12 protein-coding genes and 2 pseudogenes are annotated in these 15,795 nt (G+C 65.7%); 8 read left to right on the forward strand and 6 right to left on the reverse strand.

Annotation, left to right across the window (positions count from 1 at the left end; all coding sequences use genetic code 11):
* Positions 1-8 precede the first annotated feature (8 nt).
* Positions 9-1,601 (reverse strand): bifunctional phosphoribosylaminoimidazolecarboxamide formyltransferase/IMP cyclohydrolase, encoded by a 1,593-nt coding sequence (gene purH, locus FMM79_RS08720; protein WP_148627094.1) that lies wholly within the window; start codon positions 1,599-1,601, stop codon positions 9-11.
* Positions 1,602-2,359: 758 nt separating this feature from the next.
* Between purH and FMM79_RS08725 the strand changes: the two are divergent.
* From FMM79_RS08725 to FMM79_RS08740, 4 genes and pseudogenes are all read left to right on the forward strand, one after another.
* A pseudogene (locus FMM79_RS08725) lies at positions 2,360-3,051 on the forward strand (IS5 family transposase).
* A 15-nt stretch (positions 3,052-3,066) separates the two neighbouring features.
* Positions 3,067-3,291: a hypothetical protein gene (locus FMM79_RS08730; RefSeq protein ID WP_148627095.1), complete on the forward strand. Its 225-nt coding sequence runs from the start codon at positions 3,067-3,069 to the stop codon at positions 3,289-3,291.
* Between the two features lie 352 nt (positions 3,292-3,643).
* Positions 3,644-4,855, forward strand: coding sequence for a LuxR C-terminal-related transcriptional regulator (locus tag FMM79_RS08735; protein WP_148627096.1), 1,212 nt, complete (start codon positions 3,644-3,646; stop codon positions 4,853-4,855).
* A 234-nt stretch (positions 4,856-5,089) separates the two neighbouring features.
* A pseudogene (locus tag FMM79_RS08740) lies at positions 5,090-6,021 on the forward strand (IS5 family transposase).
* 173 nt (positions 6,022-6,194) lie between these two features.
* On the opposite strand, the gene FMM79_RS08745 reads toward FMM79_RS08740, so the two are convergent.
* Positions 6,195-8,036 carry a heparinase II/III family protein gene (locus FMM79_RS08745; RefSeq protein ID WP_148627097.1) on the reverse strand — a complete coding sequence of 614 codons (1,842 nt, stop codon included), beginning with the start codon at positions 8,034-8,036 and terminating at the stop codon, positions 6,195-6,197.
* A 110-nt stretch (positions 8,037-8,146) separates the two neighbouring features.
* Positions 8,147-8,809: a ribulose-phosphate 3-epimerase gene (gene rpe, locus FMM79_RS08750; protein ID WP_148627098.1), complete on the reverse strand. Its 663-nt coding sequence runs from the start codon at positions 8,807-8,809 to the stop codon at positions 8,147-8,149.
* Between the two features lie 310 nt (positions 8,810-9,119).
* On the opposite strand from rpe, the gene FMM79_RS08755 reads away from it, so the two are divergent.
* Positions 9,120-9,611 carry a DUF2141 domain-containing protein gene (locus tag FMM79_RS08755; protein WP_148627099.1) on the forward strand — a complete coding sequence of 164 codons (492 nt, stop codon included), beginning with the start codon at positions 9,120-9,122 and terminating at the stop codon, positions 9,609-9,611.
* A gap of 189 nt (positions 9,612-9,800) precedes the next feature.
* On the opposite strand, the gene FMM79_RS08760 is transcribed toward FMM79_RS08755, so the two are convergent.
* From FMM79_RS08760 to FMM79_RS08770, 3 genes are all read right to left on the reverse strand, one after another.
* Positions 9,801-10,601 (reverse strand): NTP transferase domain-containing protein, encoded by an 801-nt coding sequence (locus FMM79_RS08760; RefSeq protein ID WP_240339065.1) that lies wholly within the window; start codon positions 10,599-10,601, stop codon positions 9,801-9,803.
* Positions 10,598-11,587: a hypothetical protein gene (locus FMM79_RS08765; protein WP_148627100.1), complete on the reverse strand. Its 990-nt coding sequence runs from the start codon at positions 11,585-11,587 to the stop codon at positions 10,598-10,600. Before FMM79_RS08765 ends, FMM79_RS08760 begins: the two co-directional genes overlap by 4 nt.
* Positions 11,588-11,678: 91 nt before the next feature.
* A complete protein-coding gene (locus FMM79_RS08770) occupies positions 11,679-12,743 on the reverse strand; it encodes a diacylglycerol kinase family protein (RefSeq protein WP_148627101.1) in 1,065 nt (354 codons plus the stop codon).
* Between the two features lie 247 nt (positions 12,744-12,990).
* Here FMM79_RS08770 and FMM79_RS08775 point away from each other — a divergent pair, with 247 nt between their 5' ends.
* From FMM79_RS08775 to FMM79_RS08785, 3 genes are read left to right on the forward strand one after another with little or no spacing between them, the layout of a single operon-like run.
* Positions 12,991-14,163 carry a CDP-alcohol phosphatidyltransferase family protein gene (locus FMM79_RS08775; RefSeq protein WP_148627102.1) on the forward strand — a complete coding sequence of 391 codons (1,173 nt, stop codon included), beginning with the start codon at positions 12,991-12,993 and terminating at the stop codon, positions 14,161-14,163.
* 2 nt (positions 14,164-14,165) lie between these two features.
* On the forward strand, positions 14,166-14,594 hold the full coding sequence (locus FMM79_RS08780; protein ID WP_148627103.1) for an HIT family protein: 429 nt from the start codon (positions 14,166-14,168) through the stop codon (positions 14,592-14,594).
* A 17-nt stretch (positions 14,595-14,611) separates the two neighbouring features.
* Entirely contained in the window at positions 14,612-15,766 is a 1,155-nt protein-coding gene (locus FMM79_RS08785) for a glycosyl transferase (protein ID WP_148627104.1), read from the forward strand.
* Positions 15,767-15,795: the final 29 nt, after the last annotated feature.

A 15,795-nucleotide genomic window follows, 5' to 3' on the forward strand; every position in this document is an offset into this window, starting at 1 on the left:
TCGGTGTCTTAGTGACGGAAATGGCGCATTCCGGTGAAGACCATCGCGAGGCCCGCTTCATTGGCCGCCGCGATCACTTCATCGTCGCGGATCGATCCACCGGGCTGGATGATCGCGCTGGCACCCGCTTCGGCGGCGGCGAGGAGGCCATCGGCGAAGGGGAAGAAGGCGTCCGAGGCAACCGCGCTGCCATGGGTGCGGGGCTTATCCCAACCGAACTTTTCGGCCGCTTCGGCCGCCTTCATCGCGGCGATGCGCGAAGAGTCGCGGCGGTTCATCTGGCCTGCCCCGATGCCCGCGGTCGCGCCGTCCTTGGCGTAGACGATGGCGTTCGACTTGACGTGGCGCGCGACCGTCCAGGCGAAAAGGCAGTCGGCCAGTTCGGCGTCGGTGGGCGCACGCTCGGTGACGACCTTGAGATCATCGAAGCCGATCGCGCCGTTGTCGCGGCCCTGAACGAGCAGGCCGCCGGTGATGGGCTTGACGTTGAGGCCGCCGCGGCGTGGGTCGGGCAGTTCACCGGTCAGCAGCAGGCGCAGGTTCTTCTTCTTGGCAAAGAAGGCGCGTGCGTCCTCGTCCGCGTCGGGCGCGACGACGACTTCGGTAAAGATCTGGCAGATCGCCTCGGCGGTGGGGCCATCGAGGGTCTGGTTGACAGCGACGATCCCGCCGAAGGCTGAGACATCGTCACAGGCCAGCGCGTCGTTCCAGGCGCCCAGCAGCGTGTCACCCTGGGCCACGCCGCAGGGGTTGGCGTGCTTGACGATGACGACCGAGGGCTTCTGGCCCTTGAACTCGGCGGCGAGCTCGAAGGCGGCGTCGGCATCGTTGTAGTTGTTGTACGAAAGTTCCTTGCCCTGGATCTGTTCGGCCTGGGCAAGGCCCTTGGTGTAGGGGCCGACCGGCGTGTAGAGCGCGGCCTTCTGGTGCGGATTCTCGCCATAGCGAAGGGTGGTGGAGAGGCGGCCGTTGACCGCCAGCATCTCGGGGAACTCCTGGCCTTGGTCGGCAATTGCGAACCACTGCGAGATCATCGAATCGTAGGCGGCGGTCTGGGCAAAGGCGCGCGCGGCCATCAGCTTGCGGAACGCGAGCGTGGTGGCGCCGTCGGTGGCCTCCAGCTCGACCATCAGGCCCTCGTAGTCGACCGGGTCGGTGACGATGGTGACGTAGGCGTGGTTTTTGGCCGCCGAACGGACCATCGAGGGGCCGCCGATGTCGATGTTCTCGATGATCGTGTCGCGGTCCGCGCCCTTGGCGACGGTCGCCTCGAAGGGGTAGAGATTGACGACGACGAGGTCGATCGCGCCGATTGCGTGATCTTCCATGGCCTTGGCGTGTTCGGCGTTGTCGCGCACGGCGAGGAGGCCGCCATGGACTTTGGGGTGCAGCGTCTTGACGCGGCCGTCCATCATCTCGGGGAAATCGGTCACTTCCGAGATGTCCTTCACGGTCAGCCCGGCATCGCGCAGCGCCTTGGCGGTGCCGCCGGTCGAGACCAGTTCGACGCCGCGATCGGCAAGGACCTTGCCCAGTTCGGCAAGCCCGGTCTTGTCGGAAACCGAAAGCAGGGCGCGGCGGATCTGGACAGTATCGCTCATGGTCAAAAGGCTTCCTTGCAAAGAAGAGGGCGTCAAGTCTTTGCGCGCGCCCTTAGGCCGCGGACGGGACAGGAGCAAGTCTGCGTGCGGCAAAAAGTGGCCCGCAAGGCCGCCTGCGCACCCGAAGGGCGGACAGGGTGACACAAAGTTGACACAGGTGACACTCTCCAGGGGCTGTCACCGGCCCCCTCGTGTCACCTTGGGAGGGCGTTTGGTTCCAAGGGGAGAATGAGGCGTGCGACCGCATTCGTCCGGTCTCGCACGAGGGCGCGGGTGTAGGAAAGCAAAATCCCGAGCCGCCAGGAAACCAAGCGAGGCTAATGCGAGGGCCATCGCCCTCGCGCTCCCGGAATCGGACAGAGCAGGGCGCGCCGGGAGGCCTGCTTTTGGGACCTAGCCGACTGTCGCTTTTGGAGCGACCGGCCAAGGTAAGCCGACGTTCGCTCAGCGGCTGCGCTACGTCGGCCGAGCGGCTTGCGCTGGGATATTGGAGACCGTTGGCTCCGGAGTGCAAAATCGTCGATTCCGGAAGTAACCTTCGAGCGATATGCTTTCTGGAAGTGCCGACATTGCTTACGTTCAAGAACATTATAGCATGTTCAGAAGATGCCATCCGTGTTTTTCCGAAATGCCCGCCCGAGATCATCAGCTGATCAATTTCTTCGATACGAAAGGGCGGCCTAGGGCGTAAGCTCATAAAGCGGCTTGAGGTTTGCCGGATATGCTGATTCACAGCGCTCCAAGATTGGAGAGGGGTGATGGCACGGCGGCGCTACGATTGACGGATCGGGAATGGGCAATCATCGAGCCCTTGCTGCCCAATAAACCACGCGGCGTGGCTCGGGTGGATGATCGCAGGGCCCTCAACGACCTGCTACAACCGGTTCGTGCGCTGGCGCAAAGCCGGCGTCTGGGACCGGCTGCTGTCAGCCGTCTCGGCGGATTACGATGGCGATCTGATCGTGATCGATCCTACCTGTATTCGCGTCCACCAGCATGGTGCGACGGGTAAAAGGGGAAATCCTGCGATCGTGGCATGGGACGTTCCCGGGGCGGTCTTACCAGCAAACTCCCCGCACTTGTCGATGCTCGCGGACGTCCTATCGGATTGCGGCTGACTGGCGGGCAGGTCCACGACACCTGCGAGGCCGAGGCCCTGATCGAAGTCATTTCTGAAGGCGCCACACTCCTGGGCGACAAGGGCTATGACAGCAATGCCACACGCAAGGCGGCCGCGGCTCGGGGCATCTGGGCCAACATTCCCAACCGCTCCAACCGCAAAAAGCGCTTCGGCTTCTCGCCTTGGCTCTACAAGCAGTGCAATCCGGTCGAACGCTTCTTCAACCAGATCAAGCAATTCCGGGGCATCGCAACGCGATACGACAAATGCCCCGAAAACGACCTCGCCGCCATCAAGCTCGTCTGCGTGCGCCTCTGGTGTGCCAATTAATGAGTCTGCGCTCTAATGGCTATCAGCGCTGGCAAGCCAGTCGTGGCGCCATTGTTTATGCACTTTCCTGCGAATCGGCTTGTCGCAGTACTTGCAGTTTCCGACGAAATGCTGCCCATCCCAGTTCACGTGGGGGCGTACCGGTTCGTGTCGATTGAAAAGACATTTGAACAAGCCGATAATCGTTTTTGGCATTGGCGACTCTTGTTGCGTGGTACCGGTAAATCGAAGCCGTGGTGATCAAGCGGTAGACATGTGGCTGCCCTTGCCTGCCAGTATTCCGTATTGGCAAAACCTTTGGCGCGGGCGGGTGGTTTGGCCCTGCCTATGGCATCGGGATATGGGTATGTATGTGGCCCGATCGGGCCACAGCGTTCGATTTATTGCATCGTGCAAAGTGGGGCGCTCGCGGCCATCCGGGCAAGGTGACGATGGCAGCCCCGGCGGAGATTAGCGCAACGCTTCAAGCGGCCGTTTTGCAAACGTGCATTATTGAACTTATGGTAAATTTCTCTTAGCGATGAATGCGTTGTGCCGAGACTGTGCGAAGGGGTTGGCATAGGGGGTGCGCAGACAGGGGGATCGTGTCGCAATGCATGCACGTGCAGTACGTTCGGATCATGAAAGCCATGGCTTGGGGGATCGCGCAAGCGGCGGGAACGCCACCCCTTGGGCGGCCGAGTTTTATAGCGATGCACTAGCGGTTGCCGGCATCGGCGCCTGGTCCTGCGACTTGCGCGACGAGACGCTGACGTGGAGCCCGATGGTCTTCGATATCTTTGGCCTGCAACAGTCCGATCGCATCGAGCGCACCGATACGGTGGCGATGTATTGCGAAGAGTCCCGTGAAATGCTGCACCGGCTGCGCTCGTGCGCCATCGCCGATTGCGGCACGTTCTCGCTGGAAGCCCGGATCATCCGGCCCGATGCCGAGGAACGCTGGATACGGGTGAAAGCGGCTACGCGCTCCCACCGGGGAAAGCCACTCGCGTTATTCGGGACCAAGGAGGATATCACCAGCGCCCATATTCAGTGGACCTTGCAACGCGGCTCAGGGCAGTTCGACCCGCTGACCGGGTTGCCGACGCGCGCCCAGTTTCAGGCCGATTTCCTCGATCTGGCGCCCGGAGGCGTCACACTGGCTGCCTTGAAGGCGCTCACCGTGTTCAGGATCGACAACCTGCGGGAGATCAACCGGCAGTGGGGTACTTCGGCCGGCGATGCCTGCCTGATCGCGCTGGCCCGGCGGCTTTCCGCGGGCAGTACCGGGATGCATATGCCAACACGGCTTGGCGGCAGGACATTCGCGGTGCTCGCCAACGGTGCACGTCTGACGGGGCGCCGCGGTGCGCAGCAATTGCCGGAGGACTTTGCCGACGCGGTGCTGTGGCGCGGAACCTTCATTCCGCTCTCCCTCTCACTGGGAATCGCCAGCCTGATGCCGGGCCAGATGCCGACACCCGAGGCGCTGTTCGAGCAGGCCGCTCTGGCGCTTGATATTGCGGTCCGGCAATCGGGTGCCTCGCCGCGCGTGTCGGTGAGGACATGCGATGTGGCGGATCGTCGCGCGCCGCAATTTGCAGATCAAGCCAATCGCGCAGGCTGGGGCGGTCAATGGGGCCTTTCCCGGCGCGAGGCGCAAGTGCTGCGGCTGATCGTGCAGGGGCGGACCAATGATCAGATCGCCTGTTCGCTGGAATTATCGCCGCACACCGTCCGCAATTTCATCCGGCGCCTCTACATGAAGCTGGAGGTGAGCGGCCGGGTGGAGGCGGTACGTCTGGCACTGGTTTCCGGTCTCTAGTGGATTGATTTTGACATTTGAACGCGCCCTATCCGATAGCGTGCCAAATACCACTAGGCGGCGTGGACACAATCAATGCCGGCCGGAACGGCGGAAATAGGTGTGGTACGGACGTTTGCAAACATCGCTCATCGATAGCGGCTAACGCCCCTCCCTTCACAGACCTTTTGGGGGCTTTGTTGCGCAAACACCCAAGGGATTCCGTTGGTGAATCCAGTTGGTTAGGGTGCGGCGATGAGCAAACCGCCCCGGGCCCGCTACCGCACGACGAACGGGAAGTCCGACAATGCAGCGCTGGCGCAGAGAGGTTCGCTTCAGGTCTGGTTTGATCCCGGGATGCAATGGCCGTCCGCGCCCACCGGCAAGCGCGGGCGTCAGCCGGTGGTTTCGGAAGCCGCAATCCAGGCCTGCTTGACCCTGAAGGGCGTGTTCAAGCTCCCCTTGCGCCAGACCACCGGCATGGTTTCCAGCCTTCTCGAGATGGCCGGGCTCGATTGGCCGGTGCCGGATTTCAGCACGCTGAGACAGAGGCAGAAGACCTTGCTTGTCGAGATTCCTTGCCAGCCCAGTTCCGAGCCGCTGCACCTGCTGATCGACAGCACGGGCATCAACGCGGTGGATGACGGGGAATGGTGCCGGCGCAAGCATAGCCCGTCCAAACGCCGCCAGTGGCGCAAGGTCCACTTGGTGTGAACCTCGGATCGTTGGATATCCGCGTTATCGAAGTGACCGGAAGCCGGGTTGGCAATGCCCCCATGCTACCCGAACTGCGGGACCAGATCCCACCCGATCACGCCATCGCGAGCGTCAGCGCCGATGGTGCTTTCGACACAAGAACCTGTCACGAAGCCATTGCCGCGCGCGATGCCTGCGCCATCATTCCCGCCCGCAGCAATGCGCTGGCCTGGCCCCAGAGTACGCCGGGCGTTGCGGCCCGCAACGAAATCGTGCGCTCAAGCCAATAGTTTGGCAGGGCGATCTGGAAGCGATGGAGCGGCTGTCACCAGCGCAGCCAGGTCGAAACGAAAATGCATCGCTTCAAGCTGCTGGGCCAGCGCATCATGGCACGAGACTTCGATCGCCAGGTCGCCGAAATGCAAGTCCGCGCCGCCATCCTCAAACGCAGCGTGTCGCGTGACCCAATGCCATCAAAGGTCAACTGTTGAGCGGCGACTGATTTGCGCAACAAAGCCCGGCCAAACGATCGACAAGGGTCGAACGGCGACGTTGCGGGTGAGTATAAGCGCCTGGTTCGCACTGCGCTCGACAGTTCGGGGAGCCCGGGGGCGATGGCTCTCGGATTTGTCTTTTCTTCCCATATTCAAGAGCCCCTGAGGGCTCAGCCCATCTTCTTGAAGAGCCAGCTGAAGGTGCCGCCGCCGCGTGAGGCGAGGCCCTGGAGGACGATCTGGTGGGTGGCCTGGGGGCGGCCCTGGCCATCGACCCAGAGCGAATCCTCGATCTCGACGGTGCCCGCGCCCGCGCGGAACTGCCAGTAGCTGCCGTCGGCAAGGACGAGGGCAGCGCCCTGGCCGTCCTCGGTGGGGGCGACGGTGACTTCGGGGGCGAGGTGGAAGCGGATCGCAAAGCCCACCTTGCCACGCTTGGCCTTGCGCCCGGAGGGCAGCAGCATGTCCTCGCCGCGCAACTCGGTGCCGTCGTCGCGCAGGATCAGGATGCGGCGGTGGGTCAGCGTGTAGCGCTGGGCATAGCCGTTGTGGCTGGCCTCGAGCCGGGTCGCGCGTGCGCCGCTGTCGGTCTCCATCGTCTTACGGTCGACATCGACGGCGGTGACGCCCTGGCCGATCGCGCCGTTGATGAGGATAGCGGTGGAATTGGCATCGTCGAGCGTGAGGGTGGAGTGCGCGGCGGTGGCGCGCAGACCCTGGTCGAGCCGCGCGGGGACAAGCCCGCCCGCGCTTGCCGCGCCGCCGCAGTTGACGATCATGCGCTGGCGGTTGTGCGAGAATTCGAAGGCAAGGGTGGACGCACAGCCAAAGCGCCCGTCGCGCGGCATCGGCGGCGGGGCGGTGTCGAACTGCAGGATCGACTTGTGCGCGGCAACACGCTGGTAACCCCACTGGCGCACGTCGCGCAGCGGACGGGTGCGCACGCCGCTTGCCGCAATGAGGCCGTCGACGGTGTCGGCCGGAACCGCCCAGCCGCCCTGCCACGAGCCCAGCGAACCATCGCCATGGCACAACGCGAGGAGCGGGGGCACGAGCATCTCGATGACGTGCTCCATCGCCTCGGTGCTGTCGCGCCGGGTGGCCTGGTAGCAATTGCGCAGGCGCACGAGGAGGGCGATCGCCTCCATCTGGGCGAGCGGGCTGCGCGAGAGGACACCGCCGTCATCGCCCATCAGTTCGCCCAGCGCCTTCATTAGCCCGGCTTCGCCGTAGAGGCGGCGCGGGCGGCCTTCGGGCAGCAGCAGGCCGCAGGCGACAAGGCCGCACCAGCCCGCGACCGCGCCTAGCGAATCCTCGGCGTGGTGGACCTGCCGGTCGAGCCAGCGGGCGGTCTCGGCAATGTGGCGCAGCATGCGCACGCGCAGTGCCTTTTCGCCCGAGAGGATGAGAGGGGCATGGACCAGCCAGTTGAGCAGGCGCGCGCCAGTGTGCCCCACCGTCCAGGCCGGCCCACGGGTCGCCTTGCCGGTCTTGGTGGGGGCCCTGGGGTTGGCCTGAAGCCAGGAGGTGAGGATGCGTTCGGCCACGGGGGCGACCTGTTCGCGGGGCCCGCAAGCTTCGAGGTCGGCGAGCCAGGCGAAGCTGTGCACGGTGCGCTCGAGCGGGGGGGGGACGCGCGCCGCACCGCCGAAATCGACCTGGGTGATCGGCGTGCGCGCGCCATGAACAAGGAAATGTCCCGCGCGCAGCGCGGTGCCGGCTGCCTTGTCGCCCGGCACGGTGCCACGCACGGTGGCCAGCAGGCGCATGCGGGCCTTCTTGCCCATCGGAGCGGTCAGCATCGTGCCCGGCACGCCCAGCTTGTAGGCAAAGCGGATCAGGCGTTCGCCCGCGCTGACGGTGGGCGCCGCAAAGTCGACCAGCGCAAGCGCGCGGCCGGTTTCGGACTGGTCGACCCCGACGACGGGGGGCTCGGCACCCTCGGGCACGGATGTATCTCCCAGAGGCGGGTCCACGCGGCGCGCGGCGCTGTCTTCTGCGGGTTTGTACATGGAGCCCTCCTCGACGCCCGGCTCGGCGGCGTCTGCCGGTAGCGGAACGGCCGAAGGGGGCTCCTGGTTGCGCGTGGCGGCGTCGAGGGGAAAATCGCGCCGCACCGTGCTCAGTCGAGGCCCTTGAGCCTGCGGATGTTGGCCGCGTAGTGATCAGGGCCACCCTTGAAGGTGGCGGATCCGGCAACCAGAACGTCGGCACCGGCGGCCACGCACTGCGGCGCGGTGACGCCATCGACGCCGCCATCGACCTCGATCTGAATGTCGCGGCCCGACTTCTCGATCATCTTGCGCACGGCTTCGATCTTGCGCAGCTGGCTGGAGATGAAGCTCTGTCCGCCGAAACCGGGGTTCACGCTCATGATGAGGACGAGGTCGATCTCGTCGATGAGGTAGTCGAGCATCTTTGCGGGCGTCGCTGGGTTGAGCGAGACGCCGGCCTTCTTGCCCAGCTTCTTGATCGTCTGTACCGTGCGGTGGATGTGCGGGCCGGCTTCGGGGTGGACGGTAATAATGTCCGCGCCTGCGTCCGCAAAGGCTTCGAGGTAGGCATCGACTGGCGAGATCATGAGGTGGACGTCAAAGGTCTTGGCCGAGTGCGGGCGCAGCGCCTTGACCACGGCCGGACCGATGGTGATATTGGGCACGAAGTGGCCGTCCATGACATCGACGTGGATCCAGTCGGCCCCGGCTTCATCGATCGCGCGCACTTCTTCGCCCAGACGAGCAAAATCAGCGGACAGGATCGACGGGGAAATGAGCGGCGTGGTCATGGATCTCGTGAAACTCCTCTAGCCATCCAGATACGGCACCCCATGTTGGGGCGACAAGGCAGGATCGGGCCGTTTTCCACACACGATGTGGGGTTTGCCTCCGATCCGGATCGACGCGCGGATAGCGTCTTTCGTCTCGCGTGCAAGCCCATCTTGGAGACTGTGTGCAGGGAGTGCTTGAAATTCAGTGCCTATTCAGCGCGTCAGACCTAAGAACCTCTATGAAGTCCCGGGCTTTGCTCGGGAGGGGCGCTGTCCGATGGGAGGATAGGCCGCCGGAAAAACGAGTTGTCTTGAGGATTGGATCGACATGATTCGACACAGAATGGGCGCGTTTGCGCTGGTCAGCCTTCTGGCCGTGGCAGCCGCGACACCCGCATCCGCGCAGTTTCGTAACGAGATTTCGAACGACCTGCGTAAGTGCACGAGCGCGAGCGGGCCGGGCCTGCTGGTCACGGTTGACGGGGTGAAGGCCTCGCGCGGGAACATGCGCGTGCAGTCCTACCGCGCGACCAAGGCCGACTGGCTCGAGAAGGGCCACTGGCTCTCGCGCATCGAGGTTCCGGCCAAGGCGGGCACGATGACCTTCTGCCTGCCCGTTCCGGGGCCGGGCACCTATGGGGTGGCGGTGCGCCATGATCTCAACGGCAACGGCAAGACCGACATCGCCGAGGATGGCGGGGCAATGTCCAACAACCCCTCGATCAACATCTTCAACCTGGGCAAGCCCAGCTACACCAAGGTCGGCGTCGAGGTCGGCTCCAAGGTGAAGTCGATCCGGGTGCAGATGAAGTACATGTAAGGGGAGCAGACAAAGCTTCTTTTCAAGGGGCCATCGCCCCTCGCCCCCCAACCGTCCTGCGCACTTCGTGCCGGAAGTGCCGTGGCGGACAGTCCCTTTTCTCTGCTGCACGCTGGCGTCCGGCCCATCTGCGCTCGGCAGTTCGGGGAGCCCGAGGGCGATGGCCCTCGGAAACCATCTTTCTGCTTACTATGTCTTTCGCGCGGCAAGAATCGCGCGCACGTCGACAAGGTCCGAGGGCTTGTCGACATCGACCGCGGCGAGGCCGTCGCGCGCGGCGACGCGCACCGCCGCAACCCCGATCCTGCCGCCGAGCCGGGCAATCGCCTCGGCCATGGTCAGGCGTCCCAGCGCAAAGCGCAGGAGGATGCCGGGCCCGAGGCGCAGCGCAATGCGCCAGGGGCGCTTGCGGTCGGCCTCGACGGCCTTCCAGGTCTCGATCGCAGCTTCCGCGCCGGGACGGGCGAGGAGAAACAGGTTGCAGCCCGACCAAGCGCCGTCGGCCATCTTTAGCCAGGTGCGCTTGCTGCCGGGCAGCGCCTTCTCCACCACCTCGCGCCGGGCAAGCAGAATTGCAACGTCCGCTGCCTCTCCCCCATCCGCCACGAAATCGGTGATCCACTGCGGGTCGAGCAGCGCGTGGTCGGCGGTGGTGACGAGCATTGGCGCGCCCAGGTGCGCGAACCCGGCAGCGACGCTGGCGCTGGGGCCTGCCTCGGCGGGCAGGACTTCGCAGCTCAGGTCCTGCGCCAGCGCGATCACTTCGGGTGTGCTGGTGATAACGGCGATGCGCGCGATTGCGGCGGCTTTGAGGGCGGCGACCACGCGCGCGAGCATCGGCTGTCCGTCAATCTCGATCAGCGCCTTGTGCGCGACGCCTTGTTCGCTGGCGAGGAGATCGGGCGCGCCGGGTCGCGAACCGGCCAGCACGAGAGCGCTCAGGGGGCGGGCCTGTGCGGGGGCGGGAGAGTCTTGGGGTGAAGATGTCACGCGGCGCGGTCGTCCGTCGTGTCGGGGGAGTTAGCGGCGGCGAGACTCGCGGCCTTACGTGCACGCCATACGCTCCACAGCACGCTGGGCGCGGCGAGCACGGGGTGACGTTCGCGCCAGGGCGTGATGAGGACGGGCACGCCGGTGTGGCGCTCGATCTTCCAGGCGGCGTAGCGCGCGGCGCCCTCGAACGTGGTCGAGGCCTTGATCAGGCGCAGCACGTTGTAGGGCTTGCCCAGCCGCTGGCGGCGCTGCCACCAGCTGAGGATACGGGCCTTTGCGGCCGCATCCAGCTCGGGCCGGATCGTGCCTTGGGGGCCGCCGCGCGCGAAGGGGATCCCCTGCGCGACAAGGGCGAGCGGGAGCAGGCCATCGAAATGCTCGCGGTTGGCCGAGAGGATCGAATCCTCGCGCCCCGCCTTTTCGACACGGAATTCCGCCGCGTAGGTCGCGCGGAACAGCGCGCGCCAGTAGTCCTCAGGAGTGCCGCTGTCCGGGCCGAGTGCGACGGCAAGGCGTGCAGCGGTCTTCGCCGCGCCCGCGACGGCCTCTCCGGCGGTGCGCGAGGCGGCGCGGTCGTGGCTCCAGACCAGCGCGCTGGGCTGGACGAAGCGGGCCCAGATGGTGGTGTCGAGGCGCTCTCCGGCGGCGGCCGCGCGAAAAGTCTCGAGCGGCATCGTCGCGACCTTGGCGCGCAGGTCCGCGTCGGGCAGTGCGGTGCCGTCGGGCGCGGTGACGGCGGGCGAGCAGCGCCATTCGTGGTAGCTGACGCGCGGCCAGATCTTCTCGACCTGCGGCGTGTCGGTCAGGACGTAGAAGTCGAGTACGCCGTCCAGCGAGCCGGTGCGCAGGTTCGATCCGTAGAACAGCACGGCAAGTACAGGCACGGCGGACTGTGCGGCAAGACGGTGCGCGAAAGCCGCCACAGCCGGTTCCACCGGGCGTTCGAGTGCGGTCCGGATCCGCCCCAGGAGGTCTACGCTCATGTCCTTATGCTCAGGCAAGGCCGCCTCGAAATCAAGACAGATGGAGAAACGGGTGGAAATGCCTGCGCCAGATGGCGCGTGCAGGGTGGGGTCAGGGCACCACGAAGGTCAGCAGCGGGCCTTCGTCCAGAATGTAGCGCCCGGCCGGGAAGGCTTCGCCATCGAGGATGAAGGGGCCTTCAATGTCCATGTCGACATCGCTGGTGGCAAAGCGGTGCAGACCATGGCGGCCCAGCAGGCGCCCGCCCAGACCCATCATAACCAGCGGCGCAAGGCCCAGCACGAGGCGGCTGGCGCGGTCGAGCACGAGGAGTTTGAGGCCCGGGGCCACCTTGCGCCCGAAAGGGCGCATGCCGAGCGGGAAGCGCTCGAAGGTGGTGGCGATGGTGAGGAAGCGGCGGTCGGTTTCGCCGGTGCCGAGCTTGGCTCCGGCATGGGGAAGCGCGCGGCCCGTCATGCGGTCGACAAGACGCGTGGGTGTACCCCGCCGCCAGGTGTTGGCCTGGCGGCCGAAGAGCGCCTGGAGGATGCCCGAAAAGATCGAGATGCCCACCGCCAATGAGTTGAACGCGCCGCGGCGGTGTGCGTCCTGGCCCGCTTCGGTGCACAGCGTGTAGACGCCCGAACCCAGGATGAAGCCCTGGACCGCGGCGAGGCCGGTGTCGGCCGCGTCGGCAGAGGTGATGCGTAGCGGGTGGCGAGTGACCGTCTTGCCCACGTGGGCGGCGGCAAGCGCCTCGGTGAGCGACCATTCGCCGGGCAGACCCAGGTCCACCGTCAGCGCGTTGGTCTTGCCCTTGGGCAGCACGATCAGGCGCGGCCAGTCCTCGCCGAAGATCTCGGTGCCGCAGGTCAGCACGTCACGCACAGTGCCATCGCCGCCATCGATCACGAGGTAGTCGATCCCGCGCCGGGCAAATTCGCCGAGCGTGTCGAGCAAGGCCTTGCGATCGCGCGGAGTTTCGGTCAGGATGTTCGAGCAGTCCGCCATTTCCGCGGCCTTGCCCTTGTTGCGGTGGCTGCGCGGATTACGGATGATGCCCACGAGCGGCACGGCGCGACCGGCCCGGGCACGGGCGACCGCTGTGCGCGAAGGGCGCTGCACGCGATCGCCGAAACGCGGCATCGCTTCAAATTCGTAGATTGATCCGTTCACGCGCTCCACATAGGGACTCGCGCGGAAAAAATCATCCCGAAATGCGTTCTGACACATTTGTGTGACATATTGATGGCTGTTTTGCGCCCGAGTGATGTCTTGATGGCACGAAATGATGGGGACTGCGGCAAGGTCAGGGCGCTGTCCGTTCCCGGTGCGTCGCCCTCGACACTCCTGCCCGACTCGCGCAAGGCCAGCCCGTGGCCCGCCGATTGCCAGTTTGTCCAACTCGCAGTAGGGGCCAATCATGGCACAAGGTGAAAATGCAGTGGGTGACCTGACGGTCGCCGTAGTCGTCGGGCACAACGACGTGATCCTGTGGGGCCTTTCGGTCACGGAGCGGGTCGGGCGGATCGCCCGCGCCTCTGGCCTGGAGCTGGCCGCGCAGGTTTCCGACGCGATTGCAGGGTCGGACCCGGCGGGCGCGATCCTGGCCCATGCCGATTTTGCCTGGGACCCCTCCTGGTTTCGCCACATCCTTGCGCACCCGGGCATGGTGTTGACGCTGGGCGGTGTGCCCGCGCTCGCCCATGCGCGCTCGGGCGAGGAAGCGGCTGCCCTGGCGGCGGCCATGCGCGGCGATGCGGCGCAAGGGCGCACCCTCGCGGGGCTTCAGGTCCTGGCCTTCGAGGATGGCCCGACGATCGAGAACAGGCAGCTGCGCAAGCGCGAGACGCCCTTCCTCATGCCGCTGCGCGCCGACACCGTGCGCGCGATCGAGCGGGCCAGCTATTTCGGCGCCTACAAGGGCGTGACCGACATCCTCACCAAGTACCTCTGGCCCGAATGGGCGCTGGTGCTCACCCGCATCTGCGCGCGCTGGCACGTGACCCCCAACATGGTGACTTTCGTGGGTGCGGTTTTCTGCGTGTTGGCGACGGTGCTGTTTGCCTACGGCCACTACTGGGCGGGCATGGCAACGGGCCTCGTGTTCATGGTGCTCGACACCGTGGACGGCAAGCTCGCGCGCTGCACCATTACCTCCTCGGCCTGGGGTAATATCTTCGACCACGGTATGGATCTTGTCCATCCCCCGTTCTGGTGGTGGCTATGGGCCACGGGCCTCGCCAGCTGGGGCCTCGCCTACGACAACGCCACGTTCTGGTGGATCCAGGGCGTAATCCAGCTGGGCTACTGGGTCCAGCGCGCGATCGAGGGCATCTTCATGCAGCTTGCAGGCGGGCTCCACATCCATGTCTGGACCCGCTTTGACAGCTGGTTCCGCCTGATCACCGCGCGGCGCAACCCCAATATGGTGATCCTTTTTGTCGCGATGCTCTTCGCGCGTCCCGACATCGGTCTGGCGCTCGTCGCGGCGTGGACCGGGCTGAGCTGTGCCATCCATGCGGTGCGCCTGGTCCAGGCCCTTGTCTACAAGGCGCGCGGCGGGCAGATAGCCTCGTGGTTGGCGGAAGGTTGACTATGCACGCGACGCTCGAGAAGTTTGGTTACCCGGCAAGTGAAGTGAAGGCCTACGAGCACTGGGTGGTCCTCGTCCGGCCGGCCCAGCCTACGCTTGGCAGCCTGGTGCTTGCGGCCAAGAGCACGGCGATCGCCTTCGGGGACCTGCCGGCAGGTGCGCATGCCGAACTGGCCGAGATCACGCGCGACATCGAGGTCGCGCTCGCGACTTTTTCGGGCTATGAAAAGCTCAACTATCTCATGCTGATGATGGTGGACCCACACGTCCATTTCCATGTCATTCCCCGCTACGAAGGCGCGCGCGAATGGCATGGGTTCGCCTTTGCCGATGCCGGTTGGCCCGGCCCCCCGGCGCTGGGCGAAGCGCATAAGCTGACAGGCGACGAGCCGGATGCGATGCGCCGCGCGCTTCAGGCGCTCTGGGCCTGAGCCGAGCCCACCCCGACATGGTCCGGATCGCTTTTTCGCTGGTCGGCGGCGCGCACCAGTTCCTGCACGGTTTGCCCGTTGCGGCCGCGCTTTCGCACCGCGCGGGCGTGGAGGTCGCGGCCTTCGTCGCACGTCGCTGCGATGGACGGGCCGCGGGCGAGTTGTTGGCCCAGCTCGATGGCCAAGCGGTCCAGGTACGCGAGATGCCGCTGCCCGGCTGGCTCGAGGCGCTCGCCGCCCGGGGCGACGCGCAGTCCCCGCTCAAGGTCCTGCGCCTGGCCCGCTGGGCCGGCACGCTGCGCGGTTTCGATTGCATCGTCGCGCTCGAGCGCACCTCGGCGCTCCTGAAGCAGCTGCCCGGCCGCTGCCCGCCGCTGGTCCAGATCCCGCACGGCGTGGGCGGTGCCCGGCGAGCGGGCGGCGGCGGGGTTGACCGGCGCCTTGCTTTGTTCGACCGCGCGCTCGTCTCGGGCGAGGCGGACCGCGCCTCGACCGTGGCGCTGGGGCTCCTGAACGATGCGCAGATCGACGTGGTGGGGCAGGTCAAGCTGGCAGGCTTGCGGCGCCTGGGCCGATTGGAACGTCACCGCCTCTTCGCCAACCAGCGCCCGACCGTCCTCTACAACCCTCATTTCCATGCCCGGCGCGGCACCTGGAAGACCTATGGCCGTGGGCTCATCGAGGCGCTGCGCCGCGATGGCCGCTTCAACCTCGTCGTCGCGCCTCACGTGCGACTGTGCGAGGGCATGGGTGAGGCCGAACGGGCGCAACTGCGTGGCCTCAGCGATCCCGACTGGCTGCTGGTCGATCCCGGATCGCAGGCTTCAATGGACATGACCTATACGCTGGGTGCGGACATCTACCTCGGCGATTTTAGCAGCCAGCTCTACGAATGGCTGATCTACCAGCGCCCCTGCGTGTTCATCGACCAGGTTGGCGATGGCGGGTGTGACGACACCAAACTGCCCGAGATGTGGAGCACGGGTGAAGTCGTCCACCGCATCGAGGATCTTGTTCCCGCGCTCGAGCGTGCGAGCGCGCGGCACGGTGAATTCGCCCCCCGCCAGGCCGAAATCGTCCACCACGCCGTGGGCGATCCGAACCTGCCCTCCGACGAGATCGCGGCGGCGCGCATCCTCGCGATGCTGGAGAGCCCTCAAGACGCGGCCTGAAAGCCAGGGGCAATAGGCGAAAACAAGTG

Origin of the sequence: Novosphingobium sp. BW1, assembly GCF_008107685.1 — a bacterium.
Lineage (GTDB): Bacteria > Pseudomonadota > Alphaproteobacteria > Sphingomonadales > Sphingomonadaceae > Novosphingobium.

Excerpts from the sequence above, each read along its gene's own strand:
- purH (WP_148627094.1), bottom strand. The coding sequence starts at position 1,601 with ATGAGCGATACTGTCCAGATCCGCCGCGCCCTGCTTTCGGTTTCCGAC.
- FMM79_RS08730 (WP_148627095.1), top strand. The coding sequence starts at position 3,067 with ATGGCTATCAGCGCTGGCAAGCCAGTCGTGGCGCCATTGTTTATGCAC.
- FMM79_RS08735 (WP_148627096.1), top strand. The coding sequence starts at position 3,644 with ATGCATGCACGTGCAGTACGTTCGGATCATGAAAGCCATGGCTTGGGG.
- FMM79_RS08745 (WP_148627097.1), bottom strand. The coding sequence starts at position 8,036 with ATGTACAAACCCGCAGAAGACAGCGCCGCGCGCCGCGTGGACCCGCCT.
- rpe (WP_148627098.1), bottom strand. The coding sequence starts at position 8,809 with ATGACCACGCCGCTCATTTCCCCGTCGATCCTGTCCGCTGATTTTGCT.
- FMM79_RS08755 (WP_148627099.1), top strand. The coding sequence starts at position 9,120 with ATGATTCGACACAGAATGGGCGCGTTTGCGCTGGTCAGCCTTCTGGCC.
- FMM79_RS08765 (WP_148627100.1), bottom strand. The coding sequence starts at position 11,587 with ATGAGCGTAGACCTCCTGGGGCGGATCCGGACCGCACTCGAACGCCCG.
- FMM79_RS08775 (WP_148627102.1), top strand. The coding sequence starts at position 12,991 with ATGGCACAAGGTGAAAATGCAGTGGGTGACCTGACGGTCGCCGTAGTC.
- FMM79_RS08780 (WP_148627103.1), top strand. The coding sequence starts at position 14,166 with ATGCACGCGACGCTCGAGAAGTTTGGTTACCCGGCAAGTGAAGTGAAG.
- FMM79_RS08785 (WP_148627104.1), top strand. The coding sequence starts at position 14,612 with ATGGTCCGGATCGCTTTTTCGCTGGTCGGCGGCGCGCACCAGTTCCTG.